Source organism: Acidihalobacter prosperus (genome assembly GCF_000754095.2).
Classification (GTDB): domain Bacteria; phylum Pseudomonadota; class Gammaproteobacteria; order DSM-5130; family Acidihalobacteraceae; genus Acidihalobacter; species Acidihalobacter prosperus.
Map to the genome: position 1 here is coordinate 999910 of NZ_JQSG02000006.1, position 25896 is coordinate 1025805.

The 25896-nt window shown below is 66.4% G+C and carries 24 protein-coding genes; 14 read left to right on the top strand and 10 right to left on the bottom strand.

The genetic code is table 11. From position 1 onward, the window contains the following. Position 1 precedes the first annotated feature (1 nt). Genes hypB through THPRO_RS15415 form a run of 3 tightly spaced genes read right to left on the bottom strand, consistent with a single transcriptional unit; the run spans position 2 to position 1373 of the window. The gene (gene hypB / locus THPRO_RS15405) at positions 2 to 748 is read right to left on the bottom strand and encodes a hydrogenase nickel incorporation protein HypB (RefSeq protein WP_065089839.1); all 747 of its coding nucleotides are present in this window, start codon (positions 746 to 748) and stop codon (positions 2 to 4) included. Positions 749 to 767: 19 nt separating this feature from the next. Then, on the bottom strand, positions 768 to 1139 hold the full coding sequence (locus THPRO_RS15410; protein WP_038091340.1) for a hydrogenase maturation nickel metallochaperone HypA/HybF: 372 nt from the start codon (positions 1137 to 1139) through the stop codon (positions 768 to 770). A gap of 3 nt (positions 1140 to 1142) precedes the next feature. Next, positions 1143 to 1373 carry a HypC/HybG/HupF family hydrogenase formation chaperone gene (locus THPRO_RS15415; RefSeq protein ID WP_038091343.1) on the bottom strand — a complete coding sequence of 77 codons (231 nt, stop codon included), beginning with the start codon at positions 1371 to 1373 and terminating at the stop codon, positions 1143 to 1145. Positions 1374 to 1524: 151 nt separating this feature from the next. On the opposite strand from THPRO_RS15415, the gene THPRO_RS15420 reads away from it, so the two are divergent. The 6 genes from THPRO_RS15420 (at position 1525) to THPRO_RS15445 (ending at position 7956) form a co-directional block, all read left to right on the top strand. Further along, positions 1525 to 2643, top strand: coding sequence for a 4Fe-4S dicluster domain-containing protein (locus THPRO_RS15420; RefSeq protein WP_236717331.1), 1119 nt, complete (start codon positions 1525 to 1527; stop codon positions 2641 to 2643). After that, positions 2640 to 3473: an FAD/NAD(P)-binding protein gene (locus THPRO_RS15425; RefSeq protein ID WP_038091345.1), complete on the top strand. Its 834-nt coding sequence runs from the start codon at positions 2640 to 2642 to the stop codon at positions 3471 to 3473. The genes THPRO_RS15420 and THPRO_RS15425 overlap by 4 nt, the downstream gene beginning before the upstream one ends. After that, on the top strand, positions 3473 to 4291 hold the full coding sequence (locus tag THPRO_RS15430) for an NADH-quinone oxidoreductase subunit B family protein (RefSeq protein WP_038091521.1): 819 nt from the start codon (positions 3473 to 3475) through the stop codon (positions 4289 to 4291). The genes THPRO_RS15425 and THPRO_RS15430 overlap by 1 nt, the downstream gene beginning before the upstream one ends. Then, positions 4284 to 5582, top strand: a complete 1299-nt coding sequence (locus THPRO_RS15435) for a Ni/Fe hydrogenase subunit alpha (protein WP_065089840.1) — start codon at positions 4284 to 4286, stop codon at positions 5580 to 5582. The genes THPRO_RS15430 and THPRO_RS15435 overlap by 8 nt, the downstream gene beginning before the upstream one ends. After that, positions 5579 to 6013 (top strand): hydrogenase maturation protease, encoded by a 435-nt coding sequence (locus THPRO_RS15440; RefSeq protein ID WP_052064507.1) that lies wholly within the window; start codon positions 5579 to 5581, stop codon positions 6011 to 6013. Before THPRO_RS15435 ends, THPRO_RS15440 begins: the two co-directional genes overlap by 4 nt. 299 nt (positions 6014 to 6312) lie before the next feature. Then, positions 6313 to 7956 carry an APC family permease gene (locus tag THPRO_RS15445; protein ID WP_201787009.1) on the top strand — a complete coding sequence of 548 codons (1644 nt, stop codon included), beginning with the start codon at positions 6313 to 6315 and terminating at the stop codon, positions 7954 to 7956. Here the strand turns inward: THPRO_RS15445 and THPRO_RS15450 are convergent. The 4 genes from THPRO_RS15450 to THPRO_RS15465 form a co-directional block, all read right to left on the bottom strand. After that, on the bottom strand, positions 7941 to 8567 hold the full coding sequence (locus THPRO_RS15450) for a MarC family protein (RefSeq protein ID WP_201787010.1): 627 nt from the start codon (positions 8565 to 8567) through the stop codon (positions 7941 to 7943). The two genes, THPRO_RS15445 and THPRO_RS15450, sit on opposite strands and share 16 nt — an antisense overlap. Positions 8568 to 8654: 87 nt before the next feature. After that, on the bottom strand, positions 8655 to 10175 hold the full coding sequence (locus tag THPRO_RS15455) for a CoA-acylating methylmalonate-semialdehyde dehydrogenase (protein WP_065089841.1): 1521 nt from the start codon (positions 10173 to 10175) through the stop codon (positions 8655 to 8657). 57 nt (positions 10176 to 10232) lie between these two features. Further along, the gene (gene ald / locus THPRO_RS15460) at positions 10233 to 11351 is read right to left on the bottom strand and encodes an alanine dehydrogenase (protein WP_065089842.1); all 1119 of its coding nucleotides are present in this window, start codon (positions 11349 to 11351) and stop codon (positions 10233 to 10235) included. 34 nt (positions 11352 to 11385) lie between these two features. Next, positions 11386 to 12732 carry an aspartate aminotransferase family protein gene (locus tag THPRO_RS15465; protein WP_052064508.1) on the bottom strand — a complete coding sequence of 449 codons (1347 nt, stop codon included), beginning with the start codon at positions 12730 to 12732 and terminating at the stop codon, positions 11386 to 11388. A 149-nt stretch (positions 12733 to 12881) separates the two neighbouring features. Here THPRO_RS15465 and THPRO_RS15470 point away from each other — a divergent pair, with 149 nt between their 5' ends. From THPRO_RS15470 to aguB, 3 genes are all read left to right on the top strand, one after another. Next, positions 12882 to 13424, top strand: coding sequence for a cupin domain-containing protein (locus THPRO_RS15470; protein ID WP_038091354.1), 543 nt, complete (start codon positions 12882 to 12884; stop codon positions 13422 to 13424). 64 nt (positions 13425 to 13488) lie between these two features. Then, positions 13489 to 14991, top strand: a complete 1503-nt coding sequence (locus tag THPRO_RS15475; protein WP_038091356.1) for an aldehyde dehydrogenase — start codon at positions 13489 to 13491, stop codon at positions 14989 to 14991. Positions 14992 to 15075: 84 nt separating this feature from the next. After that, complete coding sequence (aguB, locus tag THPRO_RS15480) at positions 15076 to 15945, top strand: N-carbamoylputrescine amidase (protein WP_038091358.1); 870 nt, start codon at positions 15076 to 15078, stop codon at positions 15943 to 15945. A 29-nt stretch (positions 15946 to 15974) separates the two neighbouring features. On the opposite strand, the gene THPRO_RS15485 is transcribed toward aguB, so the two are convergent. Then, the gene (locus THPRO_RS15485) at positions 15975 to 16547 is read right to left on the bottom strand and encodes a methyltransferase family protein (protein WP_052064509.1); all 573 of its coding nucleotides are present in this window, start codon (positions 16545 to 16547) and stop codon (positions 15975 to 15977) included. A gap of 609 nt (positions 16548 to 17156) precedes the next feature. On the opposite strand from THPRO_RS15485, the gene THPRO_RS15490 reads away from it, so the two are divergent. Then, on the top strand, positions 17157 to 17732 hold the full coding sequence (locus THPRO_RS15490; protein ID WP_038091360.1) for a hypothetical protein: 576 nt from the start codon (positions 17157 to 17159) through the stop codon (positions 17730 to 17732). 219 nt (positions 17733 to 17951) lie between these two features. Here the strand turns inward: THPRO_RS15490 and THPRO_RS15495 are convergent, their stop codons facing one another. Both THPRO_RS15495 and THPRO_RS15500 read right to left on the bottom strand, forming a co-directional pair. Continuing rightward, complete coding sequence (locus tag THPRO_RS15495) at positions 17952 to 19235, bottom strand: NAD(P)/FAD-dependent oxidoreductase (RefSeq protein ID WP_038091363.1); 1284 nt, start codon at positions 19233 to 19235, stop codon at positions 17952 to 17954. Between the two features lie 16 nt (positions 19236 to 19251). After that, positions 19252 to 20634 carry a glutamine synthetase family protein gene (locus tag THPRO_RS15500; RefSeq protein ID WP_038091367.1) on the bottom strand — a complete coding sequence of 461 codons (1383 nt, stop codon included), beginning with the start codon at positions 20632 to 20634 and terminating at the stop codon, positions 19252 to 19254. Between the two features lie 224 nt (positions 20635 to 20858). Between THPRO_RS15500 and THPRO_RS15505 the strand changes: the two genes are divergently transcribed. The 4 genes from THPRO_RS15505 (at position 20859) to THPRO_RS15520 (ending at position 25876) form a co-directional block, all read left to right on the top strand. Next, positions 20859 to 21617, top strand: coding sequence for a gamma-glutamyl-gamma-aminobutyrate hydrolase family protein (locus THPRO_RS15505; RefSeq protein ID WP_038091371.1), 759 nt, complete (start codon positions 20859 to 20861; stop codon positions 21615 to 21617). 4 nt (positions 21618 to 21621) lie between these two features. Beyond that, positions 21622 to 22971: a glutamine synthetase family protein gene (locus THPRO_RS15510; protein ID WP_201787011.1), complete on the top strand. Its 1350-nt coding sequence runs from the start codon at positions 21622 to 21624 to the stop codon at positions 22969 to 22971. Positions 22972 to 23010: 39 nt separating this feature from the next. Further along, a complete protein-coding gene (locus THPRO_RS15515; protein WP_038091373.1) occupies positions 23011 to 24399 on the top strand; it encodes an aspartate aminotransferase family protein in 1389 nt (462 codons plus the stop codon). A gap of 367 nt (positions 24400 to 24766) precedes the next feature. Beyond that, positions 24767 to 25876, top strand: a complete 1110-nt coding sequence (locus tag THPRO_RS15520) for an ABC transporter ATP-binding protein (protein ID WP_161490006.1) — start codon at positions 24767 to 24769, stop codon at positions 25874 to 25876. Positions 25877 to 25896 lie beyond the last annotated feature (20 nt).

Genomic DNA, 25896 nt, shown 5'->3' on the forward strand with positions numbered 1-25896 from the left:
GTCAGTCCGCCTGGCTCGGCAGGCAGGCCGCGCGGCGGGTCCTCAGCCAGTCCAGCCAGGGTGCCATGCCGATATCGTGTTTCGCGGACAGCGGCATCACCGGTGCGGTGTTGGCCAGCGCGCGCAGTGCCGTCTCGGCGCGCGCCGGGGCGAAATCGTCCATCAGGGGCAGCAGGTCGATCTTGCTCAGCAGCAACAGGTCGGCGGCACGAAACATCACCGGATATTTGGCCGGCTTGTCGTCGCCTTCGGTGACGGACAACAGCACGACGTTGGCGTGCTGGCCGAGGTCGAAACTCGCCGGACAGACGAGGTTGCCGACATTCTCGATGAACACGATGTCGAGCGCCGTCAGCGGCAGCGCGTGCAGGGCATCGTGGATCATGTGGGCATCGAGGTGGCAGGCGCTGCCGGTGGTGATCTGCACCGCAGGCACGCCATGGGCGCGGATGCGGCGGGCGTCGTTTTCGGTTTCCAGGTCACCTTCGATGACGCCGACCCGCAGCGTTCCCGTCAATGTGTCGAGGGTGCGTTCGAGCAGCGCGGTCTTGCCGGCGCCGGGGGCGGACATCAGGTTGACCGCCAGTACCCCGTGGCGATCGAAATGCGCGCGGTTGTGGGCGGCCTCGCGGTCGTTGGCCGAGAGCAGGCCCTCCAATATTTCGATCGCGCCGGCGCCCTCGGCGGGTGGGCGGTCGAGAAGATGCCGGTTGCCGGAGGTGACGTTGCAGCCGCAGGTGTCGCACATGATGAGGGAGCCTCCAGATTCAGCGGGCGATGGCTTCGTCGCCGGCCGGCGCGAGCAATTCCACGCTCACCAGCAACAGTTCGTCGCCGCCGGTCAATTGCGTGCTGGCATCGCCGCAATGGCTGCAGATCAGCCGATTGGGCGGACATTCGCTTTCCGCGCCGCATCGTTCGCAGCGTACGCGGACAGCGCTACGCTGCACGACCAGTTCGGCCCGTGCGGCCGCCGTGCCTGTGCGGGCGATGGCGAAGGCCTCTCGCAGCAGTCCGGGCTCAACGCCTGACAGCGGGCCGATGCGGACGACCAGACGGCCGATCGATGCCGCCTCATGCGTTGCGGCCACGGCCAACGCCCGGTCGAGCAGTGCGCGGCAGACGGACAGTTCGTGCATGGCTTAGCGCGTCGCCCCGGCCTGCAAGGCGGCGAACAGCGCCTGACGGGCGGCCGCATCCTCGTGCGTGAGCGTCTGCAGCGCGTAGCCGACGTGCACGATGACGTGCTCGCCCACGGACGGCGGCGCGTGCTGCAGCAGGAACAAGCTGACATTGCGGCGGATGCCCCCGGCCTCGCACACGGCCGTATCCCCGTCGATCTCCAGAATGCGCATCGGTATGCCCAGGCACATGATGACGTTTCCTCGTCCGGCGTACAGGCATAAGCATGGACCAGAATAGCGCCGTTCGGGTTGAGCGACATCAAACCGAGCCAGCCCATCGCGTGCTATACCTTCACGGGTCGGCCCCGCGTGGAGCGCCGGCCAGGCGGAATCTCGGGGAGTGAGTATCGTGACGACCGAGCAGGGATTTCTGGCGCGCGCCGGTCTGGATCGTCTGATCGACGCGTTGCGCGCGCGCGATTACGCCGTGATCGGCCCGCGCGTGCGCGATGGGGCCATCGTCTATGGCTCAATCGGTGCCGCCGCCGACCTGCCAACGGGCGTGCGCGACGCGCAGTCGCCGGGGCGCTACGCGCTGGAGCCGTCGCCGCTGGCCCGTCAGTTCGCCTGGGCGAATGGACCGCAGGCGCTCAAGCCGCTGGTATTCAGGCCGCGCGAGCGTCTGTGGGCAAGCTGGCGCACGCCCACGGGCGAACTGCATTTCGGCGCCGCCGCCGAAGCGATCGAGCCGACCGCGGTGATCGGCGTGCGTGCCTGCGACTTGGCCGCGCTCGAGCTTCAGGACCGTCACTTCCTGCGCGAGCCGTTTCCCGATCCCGCCTACCGCGCGCGGCGCGATGCGCTGTTTCTGGTGGCGGTGCACTGTACGCATCCGGCCGACACCTGCTTCTGCGCCTCCACCGGCGACGGGCCCGAGGCCGAGTCGGGTTTCGACCTCGCGCTGCACGAGATCGACGACGGTTTCATCGTCGCCGCCGGCAGCGATGTCGGCGCCGCGGTGCTGGCCGGGCTCGATCTGCCGGCGGCGGATCAGGCCCGGATGGACGCGGCGCGCGCGGGCGTCGCGGCGGCCGCGGCGGCGCAGAGCCGAGCATTGCCGTCGCAGGACCTGCGCGCCACTTTACTGGAACGCCTGGAGTCGCCGCACTGGGATGCGGTGGCCGAGCGCTGCCTGTCCTGCGGTAACTGCACCGCCGTCTGCCCGACCTGCTTCTGTCATGCCGAGTTCGACGAGCCGGCCAGCGACGGAATCGTCAGCGAACACTACCGCCAGTGGGATTCCTGCTTCACCGCCGGGCACAGCTATCTGCACGGTATCGTGATCCGCGCGGAGACCCGCGCGCGCTACCGCCAGTGGCTGACCCACAAGCTGGCGCACTGGCACGACCAGTACGGGCGCTCCGGCTGCGTGGGTTGCGGGCGCTGCATCTCATGGTGCCCGGTGGGCATCGATCTGACCGCGGAAGTCGTCGCGCTGGCTGGCGAGGGGAAGGCATGACGCTGCACGAACTGCCCGCGCCGGCCGAGATCGTCGAACGCACGGAGGAGTCGGCCAGCATCTTCACCCTGCACCTGCGCTTCGTCGATCCGGCGCGTCAGGCCGCGTTCCGCAGCAGCCCGGGCCAGTTCAACATGCTCGGCATGCACGGGGTCGGCGAGGTGCCGATCTCAATTTCCTCCGACCCGGACGAGACCGGTTTAATCGGTCACACGATCCGCGCGGTGGGGCGGGTGACGCACGCGCTCGCCACCCTGCGCCCGGGCGATCGGGTCGGGCTGCGCGGTCCCTACGGGCGCGGCTGGCCGCTGCAGGAGGCCGAGGGCGGCGACGTGGTGCTGGTGACCGGCGGTCTGGGTTGCGCCCCGGTGGTGTCGGTGATCGATTACATCATGCGCCGGCGCGCGCGCTTCGGGCGGCTGGTCATCATCCAGGGCGTCAAGCATGCCGAGGACCTGATCTGGCGCCAGCGCTACGAGGCCTGGGCCTGCGCGCCGGACACCCAGGTGTGGCTGGCGGCGGACGTCGGCGGGCCGCACTGGGCCTGGGACGTGGGCCCGGTCACGGTGCTGCTCGATCACGCCGAATTCGATCATTCCAAGGCGCACGCGCTGATGTGCGGGCCCGAGCCGATGATGAAAGCGGTCGCCGAGCGGCTGCTGGCCGACGGCATGCCGCCCGAGCGGGTGTGGCTGAGCATGGAACGCAACATGCACTGCGCGGTGGGCCACTGCGGCCACTGCCAGCTCGGGCCGCTGTTCGTATGCCGCGACGGCCCGGTGTTTCCCTATCCCGTGTTGGCGCCGTGGCTGCGGCACCGGAGTCTGTGATGAGCGAGGTATCCGCAAGCAACGCCGCCGCGCCGCCGCGCAAGCCGCGCGTGGCGGTGCACAAGTTCAGCTCCTGCGACGGCTGTCAGCTCGCCCTGCTCAATGCCGGCGAGGCGCTGCTGGCGCTGGCCGAGCGGGTCGATCTGGTGCACTTCGCGGAAGCCGGCCCCATGGACCCGGAGGCGGAGGTCGACATCGCCTTCGTCGAGGGCAGCGTGTCCACGCCGGAGGACCGCGCGCGCATCGTACGTATCCGCGCCAACAGCCGCTTTCTCGTCACCCTCGGCGCCTGCGCCACCGCCGGCGGTATTCAGGCGCTGCGCAACTTGGCCGACGGCGACGGCTGGCTGGGCACGGTCTACGCCAGCCCCGAGTTCGTCTCCAGCCTGGCGCAGGTGTCGCCGATCCGCGAACACGTGCACGTCGACCTGGAACTCTGGGGCTGCCCGGTCAGCGGCCGGCAGGTGTTGATCGCCGTCGGCAGCCTGCTCGCCGGCGCACCGCCTGCGGTGCCGGACGAGCGCGTGTGCCTCGAATGCAAGCGCCAGCAGGCGGTGTGCGTGATGGTCACCCGCGGCGCGCCGTGCATGGGTCCGGTCACGCGCACCGGCTGCGGCGCGCTGTGCCCACGCTTCGAGCGCGATTGCTACGGCTGCTACGGCCCGGCCGAGCGCCCCAACACGCAGGCGCTGGGCCGCCGTTTCGCCGGGATCGGCCTGGTCGACGAGGCGATCGTGCGACGCTTCCATTTCATCAACAGCCAGGCGCCCGCATTCCTCGAGGCCGGGCAGCGGGCGCGGGGACATGCCGATGACTGAACGCCGCGACGTGCGCATTGAGGTGCCCGTGCTGGCGCGGGTGGAGGGCGAGGGCGCGCTTTCGCTGGAAGTGCGCGAGGGCCGCATCGAACGCCTGCAACTGCGCATCTACGAGCCGCCGCGGCTGTTCGAAAAGCTGCTGGAGGGACGCGGCTACGAGGAGATTCCGGACGCGGTGGCGCGCATCTGCGGCATCTGCCCGGTGGCCTACCAGATGAGCGCGGTCGCGGCCCTGGAACAGGCCATGGGCGTCGCCGTCGACGACTGGGTGCGTCGCATGCGCCGGGTGTTCTATTGCGGCGAATGGCTGCAGAGCCATGCATTGCACATCCACCTGCTCGCGGCGCCCGATTTCCTCGGTTACGACAGCGTCGTCGAGATGGCCAAGGGGCATCCCGAGCTGGTCCGCCGGGGGCTGCGTCTGCAGGCGTTGGGCAACGACCTGATCGCCCTGTTCGGCGGTCGCTCGGTGCATCCCGTGGGCGCCTGCGTGGGCGGCTTCCATCACGCCCCGACCGTGGCGGCGGTGGCGGTCATGCGCGCACGCCTGAACGATGCACAGGAGGACGCGCTGGCCCTGCTCGACTGGGCGCTGGCCCTGCCCGTGCCGGACTCCGACCAGGACTTCGTCAGCGTCGCCCTTCGCCATCCGCAGGACTATGCGATGGCCGAGGGGCGCATCGTCAGCGATCGCGGCCTGGATATCGGCGCCGAGGCCTTCGAGGCGCATTTCCGCGAACTGCAGGTGCCGCATTCCACCGCGCTGCACGCGCTGCTGCACGACGAGCCCTACATGGTCGGCCCGCTGGCACGCCTGAATCTCAACCACGAGCGCCTGCCGCAGGCGCTGCGCGAGCGGCTGCTCGCGGGGGGGCTGCGGCTGCCCAGCAGAAACCCGTTCCACAGCCTGATCGCCCGTGCGGCGGAAATCGCCTTCATCGTCGGCGAGGCCGAGCGCCTGCTCGCGGACTATGCCGAGCCGCCGCTGCCCGCCGCGGCGGTGACGCCGCGTGCCGGGGTGGGCTTCGGTGCCACCGAGGCGCCGCGCGGGCTGCTCTGGCATCGCTACGAGATGAACGAGGCCGGTCACGTATGCCGTGCGCGCATCGTGCCGCCGACCAGCCAGAATCAGGCGCGCATCGAGGCCGATCTGCGCCAGTCGCTGGAACTCCTCGGGTTGGACCAGCCGGACGAGGCCCTGCGCCTGCGCGGCGAGCAGGTCATCCGCAGCTACGACCCCTGCATCTCCTGCGCCACGCACTTCCTGCGTCTGGACGTGCGCCGCGAATGACGCGACTCGCGATTCTCGGTATCGGCTCGCCCTTCGGCGGCGACCGCATCGCCTGGATTCTGGTCGAGCGCCTGCGGCGCAGTCGCTTTGCTCCCGCCCATGATGTGATCGTCGAGACCCTGGACCGCCCCGGCCCGGCCCTGCTCGAACGTCTGCAGTGCGTCGAGCGCGCGATCTTGGTCGATGCCGTCGCCGGCGGCTGCGAACCAGCCGCCTGGTATGCCGAGGATACCTTCGCGCGTTTCGCGTCGCCGCTGTCCGGACACGCCATCGGTCTTGCCGAAACGCTCGATCTCGGCCGTGCGCTCGGCGATTTGCCGGCGCTCGAGCTCCTCGGCCTGCGTCTGCGCGCCGACGGCACCGCCGATCCGCATGCCTGTACGGCCGGCCTGCGCCTGCTCATCCGCCGTCTGCGCAGCCTTTCCCGGTAGGCCTCCGCGGCCGCGTGCACGCCCGAAATCGGGGCGGGCACGGAACCATCGCAGTGCATCCGCGCCAGGATGGCGCCGCAACATGTTTAATTCGCCTCGATCAGGCGGCATCTATCACTAATTCTAATCAAAACAAGTGCTTGTATTCTATGGATGGATGCATGTCAGGGGTGGCCGGGCCGCGCAACACCCATGAAACGGTATGGCTATTGCAATTGTCCATGTCGATAGACGGCGACAAGGGGGGCCGTCGCCGCACGTTGGTGCGGCGACATCACTCGATTGTGGAGGTACCTGCTATGGCCGTGACACACGATGCGATGCGCGTCAGTACCGGAGCCGGCAAGCTGCGGCGCGAGGCGGGCATCCTGAGCCTGTTGTTTGCCTGCCTCGGCGGCATGATCGGATCGGGCTGGCTGTTCGGCCCGCTCAATGCCGCCAAGGCCGCTGGCCCCGCCAGTCTGTTGTCATGGGTGATCGGCGGCGCCGCGATCCTGCTGCTGGCTTTCGTCTACGCCGAGCTCGCGACCGCCTTCCCGCGCGCCGGGGCGGTGGTGGCCTTCCCCAAGCTCAGTCACGGCAACCTGATGGCGATGGTGATGAGCTGGGTGGTGTTCCTCGGCTACGTTTCGGTGCCGCCGGTGGAGGTGATGGCGGTGCTCAGCTATGCGAACAATTACCTCCATGGCCTTGTCTCGCCGCATACCGGCGTGCTGACCACCGCCGGCTTCTTCGTGGCGGCGGCCATGCTGGGCGGCTTCGTGCTGCTCAACGGTTTCGGCATCCGCTGGCTGCTGCGCATCAACACCACGCTGGTGTGGTGGAAGCTGGCCGTTCCGGCGCTCACGATTCTCGCCCTGCTGCTGTTTTCCTTCCACGCGGGCAACGGCAGCGTGCAGGGCTTCGCGCCCTACGGTTCGCAGGGCGTGCTCTCGGCGGTGGCCACCTCCGGCATCGTGTTCAGCTATCTCGGTTTCCGTCAGGCGGTCGAGCTGGCCGGCGAATCGCGCGATCCGAAACGCACCATTCCCAAGGCGGTGATCGGCTCGGTGGTGCTCGCGCTGGGGCTTTACCTGCTACTGCAGCTGGCGATGATCTACGGCGTCGCGCCGGGCAGCATCGCCCACGGCTGGGCCAATCTGCACTTCGCGGGCATCGCCGGACCCTTCGCCGGCATGGCGGCACTGGCAGGGCTCGGCTGGCTGGCCCTGCTGCTTTATATCGATGCGGTGATCTCGCCCGGCGGCACCGGCATCATCTACAGCACCACGGCCTCGCGCGTGGTCTACGCCACCGGCAATGAAGGCCTGATGAGCGCGTTGATGAGCCGGGTAACGGACAAGGGCGTGCCCTGGGTGGGCCTGCTGGTGACCTATGCCTTCGGCGTATTCTTCTTCTTCCCCTTCCCGTCCTGGCAGAAGCTGGTCGGTTACATCTCGTCGGTGACCGTGCTTTCCTACGGCATCGGCCCGGTGGTGCTGCTCAGCCTGCGCAAGACCCTGCCGGTGGCCGACCACGGCCGCCCGTTCCTGCTGCGCTGGCCGTGGCTGATCGCGCCGATCGCCTTCATCGTCTCCAACTACATCATCTACTGGAGCGGAGCGGGCACCGACGACTTCCTGTTCGGCATGCTGGCGGTGTTCTTCCTGATCTATCTCGGGTACGAACTGGCCACGCGCCGCAGTCTGGCGCACCTGGAGTGGCGCGGTGCGTGGTGGCTGCTGCCGTACTTCGTCGGCATGTGGCTGATCACCTACCTCGGTCCCAAGTCGCTGACCGGCGGGCTGGGCGACATCGTCTACCCGTGGGGCATGGTGATCATCGCGGTATTCAGCCTCGCCATCATCTTCCTGGCGCGTGCCAGCGCGATGCTCGATCCCGAGGAGGCGCGCGCGACGCTGCTCGGCGGCGAGCCGGGCGTATCCGATCAGAGAGGCGGCTGAGCGCCGGCCGGCAAATGCAGAAACTGGGCGATCCCGCTCAGCAGCATCTGCACCGCGATGACGGTCAGGATCAGGCCCATCAAACGCTCCAGGGCGGCCAGGCCGCGCGCGCCGAGGTGACGCGAAAGCCGCGTGGCTGCCAGCAGGATGAGGCCGCTGGCGGCCCAGGCGATGAGCAGCGCGCCGGTCCACAGCGGCCATTCGCCGGGTTCGCGGCTGGCCATCAGCATGGCCGCGGAGATCGCCGAGGGCCCGGCGATCAGCGGTACGGCAAGCGGCACCACCAGGGGTTCGCCCTCGATCTTCTCGTGTAACCCGCCGGCATCCGGAAACACCATCTTCAACGCGATCAGGAACAGCACCACGCCGCCGGCCACGCCAAGCGCCGCGGGCGAGACCTGCAGCAGGTCCATCAGCTGCCGGCCGAAGAACATGAACGCCAGCAGGATGACCAGCGCGATCAGCATTTCGCGCACGATCACCACCGGCTGACGCTCGCGCGGCGTCTGCTTGAGCGCGCTCAGGAACAGGGGGATGTTGCCGAAGGGGTCCATCACCAGAAAGAACAGCAGCGCGGCGGAGAACAGGGTCATCAGGGGTCCGTGGGTCATGGGGAGCTTAATGATACGGCCCCGCGGGGCGGGGCCGTAAAGGGTCGATCATTTCCCGCCCGGCATTGCCGCCGGGTGGGGCTGGAATCACTTGTGCACGGGCATCTGGAATTCGCTGCCCGTGGCGCGCGAGGGCCAGCGCGAGGTCACCGTCTTGAGGTGGGTGTAGAAGCGCACGCCCTCGGGGCCGTGCATGTGCATGTCGCCGAACAGCGATTGCTTCCAGCCGCCGAAGCTGTGGAAGGCCATGGGTACGGGGATCGGCACGTTGATGCCGACCATGCCGGCCTGCACGGCGTGGCTGAAGCGTCGCGCGGTGCCGCCGTCGCGGGTGAAGATCGCGGTGCCGTTGCCGAAGGCGTGATCGTCGATCAGGCGCAGGCCGCTGTCGAAATCGGGCACGCGCACCACCGCGAGCACCGGGCCGAAGATCTCCTCGCGGTAGATGCGCATCTCGGGAGTGACGCGGTCGAACAGGCAGCCGCCGAGAAAGTGGCCGTCCTCATGGCCGGGCACGCGGCAGTCGCGGCCGTCGACCACGAGTTCCGCGCCTTCCTCCACGCCCAGGCCGACATACCACTTCACGCGCTCGCAGTGCTCGCGGGTGACCAGCGGCCCCATCTCCACCTCATCGGCGTCGCCTGGGCCGACCTTGAGCGCGCGGGTGCGTTCGGCCAGGCGCTCGACCAGCGGGTCGGCGATGTCGCCGACCGCGACCGCCACGGAGATCGCCATGCAACGCTCGCCGGCGGAGCCGTAGGCCGAGCCGATCAGCGCGTCCACGGTCTGATCGAGGTCCGCGTCGGGCATCACCAGCATGTGGTTCTTGGCCCCGCCGAGGGCCTGCACGCGCTTGCCGTGGGCGGTGCCGGTCTCGTAGATGTAGCGTGCCACCGGGGTCGAGCCGACGAAGCTCACTGCCGCGACGCGGCTGTCGGTGAGCAAGGTGTCGACCGCCGCCTTGTCGCCGTTGACGACGGAAAAGACACCATCGGGCAGGCCGGCCTCGGTGAGCAGTTCGGCCACGCGCAGCGGGCAGCTCGGGTCCTTCTCGGAGGGCTTGAGGATGAAGGCGTTGCCGGCGGCGAGGGCGACCGGGAACATCCACATCGGCACCATCGCCGGGAAGTTGAACGGGGTGATGCCGGCGACCACGCCGAGGGGTTGGCGCAGCGACCAGCTGTCGACGCCGGTGCCGACGTCCTCGCTCATCTCGCCCTTGAGCAGATGCGGGATGCCGCAGGCGAATTCGACCACCTCGATGCCGCGGGTCAGCTCGCCGAGGGCGTCGGGCACGGTCTTGCCGTGTTCGCGCGAGATCAGTCGCGCGAGTTCGTCGGCATGCGCCTCCAGCAGGGCCTTGAAGCGGAACAGCACGCGCGCGCGGCGCAGCGGCGTGGTGGCGGCCCAGCCGGGTGCCGCGGCGGCGGCGCTGGCGATGGCGCGCTCGGTTTCCGCCGCGTCGGCCAGCGCGACGCGGGCCTGCACCTGTCCGGTCGCCGGGTTGTACACGTCGCCGAGGCGGCCGCTGGTACCGGCGACGTGGGTGCCGTCGATAAAATGGCCGAGCACGGTGTTGTCGGCGTGGGTGGCGGGGGTTGGATTCATGTCAGCCTCATGGTGTAGGGCGAAGGGGCGAGCGGCGCCAGGTCTGCCGTGCCGGCGTCAGGCCACGAGGGCCTCGGCCGCGGGACGGTAGGCGTAGCCGAGGTCGCGGGCCACGGCGGGGTGGGTGATGTCGCCGCGGTGCACGTTGAGTCCGGCGCGCAGGTGCGGGTCGTCGTGCAGTGCCTGACGATAGCCCTTGTCGGCCAGCGCCAGCACATGCGGCAGGGTGGCCTGCGTGAGCGCGAAGGTGGCGGTGCGCGCCACGCCCCCGGGCATGTTGGCCACACAGTAGTGCACCACGCCGTCGACCGTGTACGTGGGATCCTGGTGGGTGGTCGGATGGCTGGTCTCGAAACAGCCGCCCTGGTCGATGGCGACGTCGACCACGACCGCGCCGGGGCGCATGCGCGAGAGCATGTCGCGGGTCACCAGCTTGGGTGCGGCGGCGCCGGGGATCAGGACCGCGCCGATGACGAGGTCCGCCTGGAACACGGCGCTTTCCAATGCATCGGTGGTGGAGTACAGGGTCTTGAGGCGCGGGCCGTATTGGGCATCGAGCTGCTTGAGGCGGTTCAGGTCCCGGTCCAGTACGGTGACGTCGGCGCCGAGGCCGAGCGCCATGCGCGCCGCGTTCACGCCGACCACGCCGCCGCCGATCACGGCTACGTTGCCCGGCAGGACGCCCGGAACTCCGCCGAGCAGTATGCCGCGTCCGCCCTGGGCCTTTTCCAGTGCGTGCGCGCCGGCCTGCACGGCCATGCGCCCGGCCACTTCACTCATCGGCGCGAGCAGCGGCAGGCCGCCTTGCGCATCGGTGACGGTTTCGTAGGCGATGGCGACGGCGTCCGAATCCACCAGCAGGCGGGCCTGCTCGGGATCGGGCGCGAGGTGCAGATAGGTGAACAGGATCTGCCCGGGGCGCAGCATGGCGCACTCGTTTGGCTGTGGCTCCTTGACCTTGACGATCATCTCGGCCTTGGCGAACACGCTCTCGGCGCCCTCGACCATCTGCGACCCGGCCTGCACATAGGCGGCATCGTCGAGGCCGACGCCCGCGCCGGCACCGCGTTCGACCAGTACCCGATGGCCGCGCGCGGTCAGTTCGCGCACGCCGGTGGGCGTCAGGCCAACGCGGTATTCGTGGTTTTTGATTTCCCTGGGCAGACCGATGATCATGTCGCTTCTCCTCTTGCTGCTTCGCCTGCGAAGTTCAGGCGGTGTCGCGGATGGCCGCGGCGACGATGTCGACCAGTTCCCCGATCTGCGTCGGGTTGATGATCAGCGGGGGCGACAGCGCGATGATGTCCCCGGTGTAGCGCACCAGCGCGCCGTTGTCGAAGCAACGGCGGTGCACCTCGAAGCCGCGGGCGCCCGGCGCGCCGGGGCGCGGTTCCAGCTCGATGCCGGCCACCAGGCCGAGATTGCGCACATCGATCACGTGCGGCAGCTCCCGGAGTCCGTGCGCGGCGTCTTCCAGGTGCGGCGCCATCGCCGCGCCACGGGTGAGCAGCCCTTCCTCGGTGTAGATGTCGAGTGTGGCAAGCGCTGCGGCGCAGGCGACCGGGTGGCCGGAGTAAGTGTAGCCGTGCGCGAATTCGATGAGCGACTCTGGGCCCTGCATGAAGGCCTCGTAGATGTGCGGGCGGACGAATACCGCACCCATCGGCACATTGCCGTTGGTCAGGCCCTTGGCGGTGGTCATGATGTCGGGCAGCACGTCGAAGTAATGGGCCGCGAAGGGCGTGCCGAGGCGGCCGTAGCCGGTGATCACCTCGTCGAAAATCAGCAGGATGCCGTGACGGTCGCAGATCTCGCGCAGGCGGCGCAGATAGCCCTTGGGCGGCAGCAGCACGCCGGCGGAGCCGGCCACCGGCTCGACGATCACGGCGGCGATGGTGGAGGCGTCGTGCAGGCCGATCAGGCGTTCCAGACCGTCGGCCAGCTCCTCGCCGCCCTCGACGGGCAGGCCGCGGGTGAAGGCGTTGGCCTTGATGTTCAGGGTATGTGGCAGGTGGTCGATACCAGGCAGCAGAGTGCCGAACTGCTTGCGGTTGCCGACGATGCCGCCGACCGAGGAACCGCCGAAGTTGACGCCGTGGTAGCCGCGCTCGCGACCGATCAGGCGCTGCCGGCCGCCGTCGCCGCGTGCGCGGTGGTAGCCGATCGCGATCTTCAGTGCGGTGTCGACGGATTCCGAGCCGGAGTTGGTGAAGAAGCTGTAGTTGAGGTCGCCGGGCGTGATTTCGGCCAGCCGGTTGGCCAGTTCGAAGGGCAGCGGATGCCCCATGTTGAATGATGGCGCGAAATCGAGTTCGGTCATCTGGCGCTGCACGGCGTCGGCGATACGCGTGCGCCCGTGGCCCGCGTTGACGCACCACAGCCCGGCCTGGCCGTCGAGTATGCGGCGGCCGTCGGCAGTGGTGTAATGGACGCCTTCGGCGGCGACCAGCAGGCGCGGGTTGTCCTTGAACTGGCGGTTAGCGGTAAAGGGCATCCAGAAGGCTTCGCGCTGCTGGCGGTCCCGGGCGACGGTCGGACGTTGATCGGGCGAATTCATGCCGTGTTTCCTCGCTGGCGTTAAGTATCGTTGGATTCTAGGGCATGTTAAATAAAATAAACAATGCCGCCCGATATGGTTCGAATACGGGATTTTCTGATAGCATCGTGTTTATTATTTTGTTAGCCATGTGTGGCTGAGGTGGCAGCATGGAGGTAGGAGGGCGCCTGCGCGCGTTGCGCGAGCTGTATGGCCTGTCGCAGCGCGAGCTGGCCAAACGCGCGGGCGTGACCAACGGCATGATCTCGCAGATCGAGCAGGACCGCGTCAGCCCGTCCATCGGTTCGCTCAAGAAGATTCTTGACGGACTGTCCATCTCCATCGCCGATTTCTTCACCCAGGACATCGGTAGCCCCGTGCAGGCGTTCTTCGATCGCGATGAGATGCCGGACCTGGGCAGCGGCCCGGTGAATCTGTTTCTGGTCGCGGCCGGCCGCAAGAACCGCCAGATGTCGATGCTGCGCGAGGTCTACGCCCCCGGCGCCGATACCGGCGAGGACATGTTGCAGCACGAAGGCGAGGAGGCCGGAGTGGTGGTGCGCGGCTGCATGGAGATCACCGTCGGCAGCGAGACGCGTCTGTTGCGCCCCGGCGACGCCTATTATTTCGAGAGCCGGATTCCGCATCGTTTTCGCAATCCGGGCGAGGTCGAGGCCGAGATCGTCAGCGCCAACAGCCCGCCGACCTTCTGATCCCCTAACCGGACGCCGAGGCCCTGTGGCGCGACGTCATCGCGTAGTTTCGAAGGAGCACATCATGAGCAGCAAGCACACATATGCAGAGTGGCGCGCCCGGGCGGCGGCGCTGTCGATCGAGGGGCGGGCCTTCATCGACGGAGGTTATGTCGACGCCGTCTCGGGCAAGACCTTCGACTGCATCAACCCGGCCAACGGCGCGGTGCTGGCGCGCATCGCCGAATGCGACGCGGAGGATGCCGAGTACGCCGTCGCGGCGGCGAGACATGCGTTCGAGGCAGGGGTGTGGTCGCGCATGGCGCCGCGCGAGCGCAAGACGGTGCTGATCCGCTTCGCGCAGCTCATCGAGGACCATACCGAGGAGCTGTCGCTGCTGGAATCGCTCGATGCCGGCAAGCCGATCGGCGACACCACGCGGATCGACATCCCCGCCGCAGTGCGCTGCGTGCGATTCAACGGCGAGGCCGTGGACAAGCTCTACGACGAGGTTGCGCCTACCCCGGACGATGCCCTCGGCCTGGTCACGCGCGAGCCGGTCGGCGTGGTCGCCGCCATCGTGCCCTGGAACTTCCCCATCCTGATGGCCTCCTGGAAATTCGCCCCTGCGCTCGCGGCCGGCAACTCGGTGATCCTCAAGCCCTCCGAGAAGGCGCCCTTGACCGCCATCCGCATCGCCAGGCTGGCGCAGCAGGCGGGTATCCCCAACGGCGTGTTCAACGTGCTGCCCGGCTTCGGCGGTACGGTGGGCAAAGCGCTCGCCCTGCACATGGATGTCGACTGCGTGGCCTTCACCGGATCGACCGCGGTCGGCAAGCAGATCATGCAGTACGCCGGCCAGTCCAACCTCAAGCGCGCCTGGATGGAGTGCGGCGGCAAGACGCCGAACATCGTCTTCGCCGATTGCCCGGACCTCGACGCCGCCGCGCGCGCCGCAGCCTTCGGCATCTTCTACAACCAGGGTGAGATGTGCACCGCCGGTTCGCGCCTGCTGGTCGCGGCCTCGATCAAGGACGCCTTCCTGGAGAAGGTGATCGCGGCCGGCGAGGCCATGCAGCCGGGCGACCCGCTGGACCCCGCCACGCGCATGGGCGCCATCGTCGACGACATCCAGCTCGACCGCGTGATGGGCTACATCGAGGCCGGCCGGGCCGGCGGCGCGACCCTGCGCCTGGGCGGCGAGCGCGTGATGAACGAGACCGGCGGCTACTTTATCGCGCCGACCATCTTCGACAACGTGACCAACGACATGAAGATCGCGCGCGAGGAGATCTTCGGGCCGGTGCTGTCGACCATCGCCTTCACCGACGAGGCCGAGGCGATCCGCATCGCCAACGACTCGCCCTACGGCCTGGCCGCCGCGGTGTGGACCTCCAACCTCAGCCGCGGTCACCGCGTCGCCCGCCGCCTGCGCGCCGGCAGCGTGTGGGTCAACTGCTTCGACGAAGGCGACATGACCGTGCCCTTCGGCGGTTACAAGCAATCCGGCAACGGCCGCGACAAGTCGCTGCACGCGATCGACAAATACGTCGAACTCAAGGCGACCTGGATCGACCTGAGCCGCTGAGCGCCGCCCCGCCGCTCGCCGCGCTTGGGTGCGGCGGGCGGCTGGCGGATAATGCCGCCCATCCATCACTCCCGGGGAAACGACATGCGAACCGTGACCGTCGCGGCCACCCAGATGGCCTGCAGCGAAGACCGCGAGGCCAACATCGAGCGTGCCGAAGGCCTGATCCGCGAGGCCGCGGGCCGGGGCGCGCAGATCGTGCTCATCCAGGAACTGTTCGAGGGGCCGTACTTCTGCAAGGACCAGCTGCCGGAGCATTTCTCTTTGGCGCGGCCCGTTGCGGACAACCCGATGATCGCGCGCATGAGCGCGCTGGCCGCCGAGCTGGGCGTGGTGCTCCCGCTGTCCTTTTTCGAGCGTGCGGGCAATGCATTCTTCAATTCGCTGGCCATGGTCGACGCGGACGGGCGCGTGCTCGGGCGCTATCGCAAGTCGCACATTCCGGACGGACCCGGCTACCAGGAGAAGTTCTATTTCTCGCCCGGCGACACCGGGTTCAAGGTCTGGCAGACCCGCTACGGGGTGCTCGGCGTCGGCATCTGCTGGGATCAGTGGTTCCCCGAGGCCGCGCGCAGCATGGCGCTGATGGGCGCCGAACTCCTGCTCTATCCCACTGCCATCGGTTCCGAACCCCAGGAACCCGAACTCGACTCGCGCGACCACTGGCAACGCGTGATGCAGGGACACGCCGGCGCGAACATCGTGCCGCTGATCGCCTCCAACCGCATCGGCGTCGAGCGCGGGCAGAGCTGCGAGCTGACCTTCTACGGCTCGTCCTTCATCGCCGACCACCTCGGCGCCAAGGTCGCCGAGGCCGGTCGTTCCGACCAGACCATTCTCACCGCCAGCTTCGATCTCGATGCCATCGGCGAGGCCCGCCGCGCCTGGGGCGTGTTCCGCGACCGCCGTCCGGAACTTTATGGCGCCTTGTGTACCTACGATGGTGGCTTATAGGCAGCGAGCCACCCGGGCAAGCCTGATCCTCAAAGCAGGTAGGGAAGGAACATGTTTGTGCGTTGTTTATAAGTCGGATATTGATCTGGGAACTGCTGGACCATGAATTCTTCTTCGCGGCGGGCGCTGAAGAAAAAATAGGTGCCGAAAACCATCAGAAGAATTAACCAGACGACACTTTCGCTGATGGCAGTGCCCAACATGGCAAGCAGGATGCCTGTGTATATCGGGTGGCGGGTCAACGCATACGGCCCGCTCGTCACAAGTTCCGGTTCGGCCTTGCGCGCCATGGGCATGCCCCAATTCCGCCCGAGATGAATGCGTGCCCAGACGGCAAAGCCGATCCCCGGCATAACCATCGCCAGCCCGACGAGCCCCATCGCCCGGCTATGTTCGGCATACATGTGCTCAGCCTGAAACCACTGCGACGTTGGGATGAACAGGGTGGCGGTCAGAATGCCGAGCGCGAGGAGCGCATGGGTCGACAGGCGTTGCCAGCGGTCTTTTCCGGCCTTGCGGATGGCCGGCTTGACGCCTACAGCGGAAATAGACCAATAGATCATAAATGCGATCCATATTGCGCCAATCGTATGGTTGTACATGGCCGTTTGGTCCGAATAAGGGCGAAGGGCTTACTGATTACTGGTTTCTCTTCGATCTGGTGGTCTGATGCTAACCAGGCAACAACCTAATTGGAACATGCCTGCACCTAGGTTGGAGCCAAGCCGTGCCCTGAGTTGCCAGTTGTTCGATTCCCCGGGCAGTCCAGTGCGTCACTCTTTCTTTTCTGATAAGACGATCCTAAGAACCTAGACGTGGTGACTGAGCGTTGTTGCACTGTTTGGATGCCGTTCGGACTGAGGGGCGAGGTCATTTCAGTCAGTGATTCACGAGCGGATGCGCTGAATTGTCTTCTCTGTGTCTTGTCCGTGGTTCGGCAAGTGTCTGTTTTGTTTTTGTTTCTAAAGTGACGGGGTGTGGATGGTCGTTGTTATGATGATTGGTGATATTAATAATAAATAATTATTAGTGTGATTTTTGCATGTTATTCCGTGTGTGTGGGTTGTGGATGCTGTGTCATTTCACCTAGAGAAGTACGGCGCCTGGTCTTGTATGCGTATCGCTTCAATAAAGAATCGTGAGTTATGTAAATTTGAGGGTTCTATTAGCGAAATATGCCGCTTTAATCTTGTCTTAATGAGGTCTTGGTTATGGAAAAATCTTTGAAGCCTAATGTCGGAGTGATCTTGACCGCAAGTGACGATGGTTACGTGTGGGTCAGTAACAATATTGTCGTTCCCTTGCGCGCAAAGATCATGAGTAGTGAAGTCGGTGTTTTCGAGAAAACATATGCACATTACAGGGGGCAGTTATCAGGTTTGTATTTGGCGCTGGCGTTGCTGTTTCCTATGGTTATATCCAGCCGTATTGTTCGTTTGATCGGGCATGGTTTTTATGCGGATTTTGTTTTGTTGGTATTTTGGCTCGCTTTTGCCGACTTGGTATGTAGGGCGGTGGTTCTGCTGGTTGCGTGCGGGAAAATGAGTGTGGGCTGGGTCAATCCTTTTCAAACTTCGGTCGAGTTTGTTGGGTATGATGTGGTTGGTCTTATGTTGTTTCCGTTCTTGTTGTTATCTGAGATTTCTTTGATAAATATATTTTTTTCGTATCGACACGACCCATTGGGATATGGGTTGTTGTCTGTTGTCTTTGTGGTGCTTTCCCAGGCGCTGATGATGTCTGCTATTGATGTGATTGCGGTATATAAAGCTAGATTTGGATCATAAATCTCGCACTCTGTCATTGTTGTGTGCGTGAAAAACAATCCGGGTATGCATGCTGTCCGGCTATTGCATGAACGGGTTTTTGCCGGTTGGGATGGCAGAGCGACCTGGGCGAGACGCTATCGGTGTGATGGCGCTAGAAACCGAAAGCCGATTTGCATCGGCTGGATACTTCAGGATTCAGGATTCAGGATTCAGGATTCGCAAAGCATCAAGGTGCTATCAGGGTAACGCATCCCTGATGCGAGCCCAGGTCATGGCTGCGACCAGGGCGGGGGTGCGGAACCATTCGCCGCCGGGGAAAGGCATGTGCGGGATGCGGGTGAACACGTCGAAGCGTTCCTCGCGACCGGCGACGACCTCGGCCATGAGCTGGCCGGCCAGACCGGTGAGGGCGATGCCGTGGCCGGAGAAGCCCTGGGCGAAATACACGTTGTCGGCAAGGCGGCCGAAGTGCGGTGCGCGGTTGTGGGTGATGGCGACGTAGCCGCCCCAGGCGTAGTCGATGCCGACGTCTGCGAGCTCGGGAAATACCTTGACCATGCGTGCGCGGATCGAGCGGCGAATGCTCAGCGGTTCGATGCGCGAGTAGGACACGCGGCCGCCGAAGAGCAGGCGATGGTCGGCCGAGAGACGGAAATAGTCGAGCACGAAGTTCATGTCGGCAACCGCGGCGTTGGTAGGCAGCAGCCTGCGGGCGCGCGCTTCGCCGAGCGGTTCGGTGGCGACGATATAGGTGCCTACCGGCATAATGCGCCGACGCAGCGAAGGTGCGAGCAGGTCGATGTAGGCATTGGCGGCGACGATGACGTGGCGCGCATGGATGGCGCCCCCGGGCGTGTGCACGGTGACGGTGCTGCCGTGGTCGATGCGCAGGGCGGGGGTTTCCTCGAATAGCTGCGCGCCGGCCTTGTGCGCGGCGTCGGCGAGGCCGAGGGTGTAGTTGAGCGGATGGATATGGCCGCTGTGCGGGTCGTAGAGCCCGCTGGTGTAGACCGGGCTGCCGACCTGGGCCAGCAGGGGCTCGCCGCGAAGGATTTCGAGCCCGCTGTAGCCGTACACGCCTTCGAGTTCCTCGCGCCATTGCTCGAGTTCGCGGTCGTGGCGCGGCTTGAGGCCGACGTGCAGATGCCCCGATGCGGCGTCGCAGGGGATGGCGTGGCGCGCGACGCGTTCGTCGAGCAGTTGCATGGCCTCCACGGACATGTCCCACAGCCGCTTGGCGTCGTCTGGCCCCACGAGCCGGCGCAGCTTGCCCATGTCGCAGGCGAAGCCGGCGATCTTCTGGCCACCGCTGCGTCCGGATGCGCCCCAGCCGACGCGCTGTGAATCGATCAGCGCGACCCGGTAGCCGCGCTCGGCAAGGTGCAGCGCGGCCGAGCTGCCGGTGATGCCGGCGCCGATCACGCAGACGTCGACGTCGAGGTTTTCCGCGAGCGCGGGGAAGTCGAGTGCGTAGCGTTTCGTGGCGGCGTAATAGGAGTCGGCGTGTGCGGCCCGATTCATGCGTGGCTCCGGTCTTCTAGACGGTATGCAGGTACCAGGCGTATTCCAGGGAGGAAATGTGGTGGCGGAATTTGGCGCGCTCGGTGTGTTTGTTGGCCAGGTAGACACGCAGGAAATCGCTGCCGAGATAGCCGGGGAGGATCGCGGCCGCGTCCAGTGCGCGCAGCGCGTCCAGCCAGGTGATCGGCAGCGCCGGTGCCAGCTGGGCGTAGGCGTTGCCTTCGATGGGGGCGCCGGGGTCGCATCGGTGCGTGAGGCCGTGGTGGATGCCGGCAAGTACCATTGCCGTGAGCAGGTAGGGGTTGGCGTCGGCGCCGGCCACCCGGTGTTCGAGCCGGCGCGCATGATCAGGGCCGGCGGGGATGCGCAGTGCCGTGGTGCGATTGTTGTAGGCCCAGGCCGGCGACAGCGGCACGAAGGTGTCTTCGCGGAAACGGCGGAACGAATTGGCATTGGGCGCGCACAGGGCCATTGATTCGGGCATGGTTTCGATCAGGCCGCCGAGCGCGTGGCGTAGCAGCGGGCTGCCGAGCGCGTCGCCGTTGCCGAAGACGTTGTGCCCGTCGGCGTCGAGCAGGCTGACGTGGATATGCGTACCGCTGCCCGGCAGGTCGGCGTAGGGCTTGGCCATGAAGGTGGCATACATGCCGTGGCGCTGGGCCACGCTGCGCACCACACGTTTGAGCAGAACGGCGTGATCGCAGGCCGCGAGCGGGTCGCTCTGATGCCGCAGATTGATTTCGTATTGCCCGGGAGCGTATTCGGCGACCGCCGTGTCGGCCGGGATGCCCTGCGTCAGGCAGGCTGCGTCGACTTCTTCGAGGAAAGCGCCGTAATCGTCGAGTTCGGCGATGCCGTAGACCTGTGTCTTGTGTTCGCGTTCGCCGCTGACCGGCGAAATCGGCGGCTGCGGGCCGCCGTCCGGCGCGCGGGCGCGGTCGATCAGGTAAAACTCGAGCTCCACCGCTACCACGGGCGTCAGGCCGAGGTCCTTGCGGAAGCGCGCCAGCATGTCTGCCAGCCGGTGGCGAGGGTCGGCGAAATAGGGAGCGCCATGCTCGTCGTACATGGTGAGCAGCAGCTGCGCCGTGGGACGCGCGTGCCAGGGAGTGCGACGCAACGTGCCGGGGATGGGATGGCAGATCTGATCGGCATCGCCGATCTCGAAGCCCAGCCCGGTTTCCTCGGCGGTGTCGCCGGTGATGTCGGCGGCGAATACGGAACCGGGCAGGTTGACGCCGTCGGCATATATTTTGGGCAGGGACTGCACGGAAACGCGTTTGCCGCGCAGAATGCCGTTGACGTCGGAGACAATCAGGTCGACCGCCACGACATCCGGGTGGGCCTGCAGGAAGGCGGCAAGCTCAGGGTGCTTGTGCGGGGTGTCGTGCGCAGACATGGTTGAGGAGCCCTGATTGTTTAATATCCTTATAGTCTTGGTCTCCGTGGGGCTTGTCAAGCAAGGTGTGGTCGGTTGCATGCAGGGCCGGCGAGGAGTCGTTGAAATACGGTATTCCCTGTTGTTGAACCACATGTCATGCAAGCGTTCGCGCCGTTGCGAGGGCTGCTTGTTTCGCCTTCGAGGCGGTGATATGTTTAAAAAACTTAACAACGGTAGCCCGAATGACTGATCGCAAGCCCCTGATCGCCATTCCCGCCGATGCACGCATGCTGGGGGCGCATCTGTTCCATGCGGCGGCGGAGAAATATCTGCGGGCGGTGACCGAGGTCGTGCAGGGCGTGCCCGTCATCATTCCTGCGATGGCGCAATGGCTGTCCTGCGACGACGTGCTCGATCGCGTGGACGGCATTCTGCTGCCTGGCAGCCCCTCCAACATCGAACCCCATCATTACAACGGTTCGCCCAGCGCGGAGGGTACCTTGCATGATCCGGCACGCGATGCGCTCAGCCTGCCGCTGATCCAGGCCGCACTGGCGCGCGGCACTCCGCTGTTTGCCATCTGCAGAGGCCTACAGGAAATGAACGTGGCGCTGGGCGGGAGTCTGCACCAGCGGGTGCATGAGCTGCCGGGCATGCAGGATCACCGCGAGGATCCCGAGCAGCCGCTGGACATCCAGTACGGTCCGGCACACGAGGTGGAAATCGCGCCCGGCGGCCTGCTGGCCGATCTGCTCGACCAGCCGCGGATACTGGTCAATTCGCTGCATTGGCAGGGCATCAACCGTCTGGCGCCCGGCGCGCGCGCCGAGGCGGTGGCCGACGACGGTCTGGTGGAGGCCTTCGCGGTGCCGAGTGCACCCGGCTTCAATCTCGCGGTACAGTGGCATCCCGAATGGAATGCGACCGCCAACCCGGTTTCGACGAAGCTGTTCGAAACCTTCGGCGACGCATGCCGTGCCCGCATGCGCTCGGGAGCGTGACGCGATGAACCAGCAGGATATGGATTACATCAACGGCTGGTTTGCGGAACGGCGCATCACCGAAGTCGAATGCCTGGTGCCGGACATGACCGGCAACGCCCGCGGCAAGATCATCCCGGCCAGCAAGTTCTGCAAGGAGCTGGGCCTGCGCCTGCCCGAGCAGCTGTTCATCCAGACCGTGACCGGCGACTGGCCGGACGACGAGAACATCGTCGACCCGCGCGAGATCGACATGGTCCTCAAGCCCGACACCAACACGCTGCGCCTGGTGCCCTGGACGGCCGATCCGACGGCGCAGATCATCCACGACTGCTTCCTGCGCGACGGCTCGCCGGTGGACATCGCGCCGCGCGAGGTGCTCAAGCGCGTGCTCGCGCAGTACGAGCAGCGCGGCTGGCGACCGGTGGTCGCCCCCGAGCTGGAATTCTTTCTGGTCAAGCGCAACACCGATCCGGACTATCCCTTGGAGCCGCCGATCGGCCGATCCGGGCGCCCGGAACGCGCGCGCCAGTCCTACGGCATCGACGCGGTCAACGAGTTCGATCCGCTGTTCGAGGATATCTACGACTACTGCGAATCGCAGGAACTGGACATCGACACCCTGATCCACGAGTCCGGCGCGGCGCAGATGGAGATCAACTTCCTGCACGGCGAGGCGCTGTCGCTGGCCGACCAGGTGTTCCTGTTCAAGCGCACCGTGCGCGAGGCGGCGATGCGCCACGACATGTATGCGACCTTCATGGCCAAGCCGCTGGAGAACGAACCCGGCAGCGCCATGCATATTCACCAGAGCGTGGTCGACGCGGCCACCGGCAAGAACCTGTTTGCCGACGAGAACGGCGCCATGAGCGAATATTTCCGCCACTTTATCGGCGGCCTGCAGCGCTACCTGCCGGCGGCGATGTCCTTCTTCGCGCCGAACGTCAATTCCTACCGCCGCATCGCCCGCCACGAGTCGGCGCCGATCAACGCCGACTGGGGCATGGACAACCGCACCGTCGGCCTGCGCGTGCCCTTCGCGCCGGCCCATGCCATGCGCGTGGAGAACCGTGTGGCCGGCGCCGACGCCAATCCCTATCTCGCGCTGGCCGCGACCCTGGCCTGCGGCCTGCTCGGCTGCATCGAGCGCATCGAGCCGCGCGCGGAGCAGAAGGCGAGCGCCTACGAGCTGCCGTTCGGGCTGCCGCGCAGCCTGGAGGAATCCCTGCGCAACCTCGACGAATGCGCGCCGCTGCAGGATCTGCTCGGCGAGCGCTTCGTGCGCGTCTACGGGGCGATCAAGCGCAAGGAATACGAAACCTTCTTTCGAGTGATCAGCTCCTGGGAGCGCGAGTTCCTGCTGCTCTCGGTCTGACGCCGCCCACTCGAACACGACCTCACGGAGATCCGTCCCATGGCCCAGACCGCCCCCCGGCAACCGCATACCTCCGGCTGGCAGAGCCAGGACAGCGCGCATCACCTGCACCCCTTCACCGACTACAAGGCACTCAACGCCAAGGGCTCGCGCATCATCACGCATGCCGAGGGTTGCTACATCTGGGATTCGGAGGGCAACAAGATCCTCGACGGCATGGCCGGGTTGTGGTGCGTGAACATCGGCTACGGGCGCAAGGAGTTGGCCGATGCGGCGTACGCGCAGATGCAGGAGCTGCCTTACTACAACAACTTCTTCCAGTGCTCGACGCCGCCGGCGGTGGAGCTGTCCGCGCTGCTCGCTGAGCTGACCCCGCCGCAGTTCAAGCACGTCTTCTTCACCGGCTCGGGCTCGGAGTCCAACGACACCGTGCTGCGCATGGTGCGCTACTACTGGAAGCTCAAGGGCAAGCCCTACAAGAAGATCATCATCGCGCGCGACAACGCCTACCACGGCAGCACCGTGGCCGGCGCCAGCCTGAGCGGGATGAAGGCGATGCACGCGCAGGGCGATCTGCCGATTCCCGGCATCGCGCACATCGAGCAGCCGTATCACTTCGGCGTGGCGCCGGAGATGGACGTGAACGAGTTCGGCCTGCGCGCGGCGCGCGCACTGGAGCGCAAGATCGACGAACTCGGCGAGTGCAACGTCGCCGCCTTCATCGCCGAGCCGATCCAGGGGGCGGGCGGGGTGATCGTGCCGCCCGACAGCTACTGGCCCGAGATCAAGCGCATCTGCGCCGAACGCGACATCCTGCTGGTGGCCGACGAGGTCATCACCGGCTTCGGCCGGCTCGGCACCTGGTTCGGCTCGCAACACTACGGCATCGAGCCAGATCTCATGGCCATCGCCAAGGGGCTGTCGTCGGGCTACCAGCCCATCGGCGGCGTGCTGGTCGGCGACAAGGTGGCCGACGTGCTGATCGGGGAGGGCGGCGAGTTCTTCCACGGCTTCACCTACTCCGGCCATCCGGTGGCTGCCGCGGTGGCCGCGACCAATCTGCGCATCCTGCGCGACGAGCGCATCATCGAGCGTGCGGCGGAGGATGTCTCGCCTTATCTGCAGCGGCGCTGGCGCGAGCTCGCCGACCATCCTCTGGTCGGCGAGGCGCGCGGCGTGGGCATGGTCGCGGCGCTCGAACTGGTCAAATCCAAGTCGCCGCGCGAGGATTTCGCGCCGGCCGGCAAGGTCGGCACGCTGTGCCGAGACATCTGCGTCGAAAACGGGCTGGTCATGCGCGCGGTTCGCGATACCATGATCATCTCGCCGCCGCTGGTGCTGAGCCGCGAACAGGTGGACGAGCTGATCGAGAAGGCAACCCGCTCTCTGGACCAGGCGGCGACGCGGCTGGGCGAGGTGATGCGATAACGGGTGGCGCCCTGTTTTGGTGCGCGGCGGCCGACCCGGAACTTGCGAAGGGCGGCGTTTAGGATAAACGACGGGCTGACGCGGCGCCGCGCGGAGTCAAGGGTGGACATGGAACCGCGATGTATCCATCGCGCATATTAATGACCGGGGCTGTGCGGCTCTCGATGCGGAGCCGCGTGACGTGCGCCAGCGTTGCTTCGGGGGCGGCCGCGCGTGTCGCGTCTAATATATTGATCAGTCGCGGGGCTTGTCGGGGCTGTCTGATTAGGTGATTGGCACGTATCTTGGTAATGAAATCCGGTGTGCCGCTGTTGGGCCATGGGTCTTCGGCACCATGATAGGCCGCAGCGATCAAGGGGAGAAACACGTGGCGACAGCATTGGACCGACGGACGACCCCGACCGGCCAGACCGGTGCCTCGACAGGCGTTGGTCTCGAGGTGGTCAATCTCAGCAAACGGTATGACGGCCATCCCGCGCTGGCGGGCGTCGATCTCAAGGTGCGTCCCGGCGAGTTCTTCACCCTGCTCGGCCCCTCCGGCTGCGGCAAAACCACGCTGCTGCGTCTGATCGCGGGGCTGGAGCGCCCCGATGGCGGCGACGTGCTGATCGACGGCCGCGAGGTCACAACCCAGGCTGCCCACGCGCGCAAGGTCAATACGGTATTCCAATCCTACGCCTTGTTTCCCCATCTCAACGTGGCCGACAACGTCGCCTTCGGCCTGCGCATGCAAGGCATGGACAAGCCCGCGCGCCAGCGCAAGGTGGCCGAGATGCTCGCCTTCATGCACATCGAGGCACTGGCGGGCAGGCGGCCGGAGCAGCTTTCCGGCGGGCAGCAGCAGCGTGTGGCGCTGGCCCGCGCGCTGGTCAACGAACCGCAGATTCTGCTGCTCGACGAACCCCTGTCGGCGCTCGATGCCAAACTGCGCGCAGAACTGCAACTGGAGCTCAAGCGTACCCAGCGGAGGCTCGGCATGACCTTCGTCCTGGTGACCCACGACCAGGCGGAGGCGCTGACCCTGTCCGACCGCATCGCGGTAATGCGCGACGGGCTGGTGGAGCAGGTCGGCGGCGTCACCGAACTTTACGAGCGCCCGCGCACGGCTTATGTCGCGGAATTTCTGGGGCAGGCCAACAGTCTGGAGGTCAACGGCATCACCGGCGACGAGGTGGATACGCCCATCGGCCGGTTGCGCCTGCACGAGCCACCGGCCGCAGGTCTGCACCAGGTGATGGTGCGCCCCGAACGACTCTCGCTGGGTGCGACGGCCGATGAGGCCTGCAACCGTTTCGAGGCCCGCGTGGTCGAGCGTATCTATCTCGGCGCCGGCACTCGTTACGCACTGGACGTCGGCGGCGCGGCATTGGTGGCGATGGTCACGCACCAGTCTCATGACACGCACTTGCCCGCAGAGGGCGAGACCGTGCAGGTGCAGGTGCATCCGCGCGACATCGTGCCTCTGGCGGAGCGCTGACGCGTGGACCGGCTCCGGAG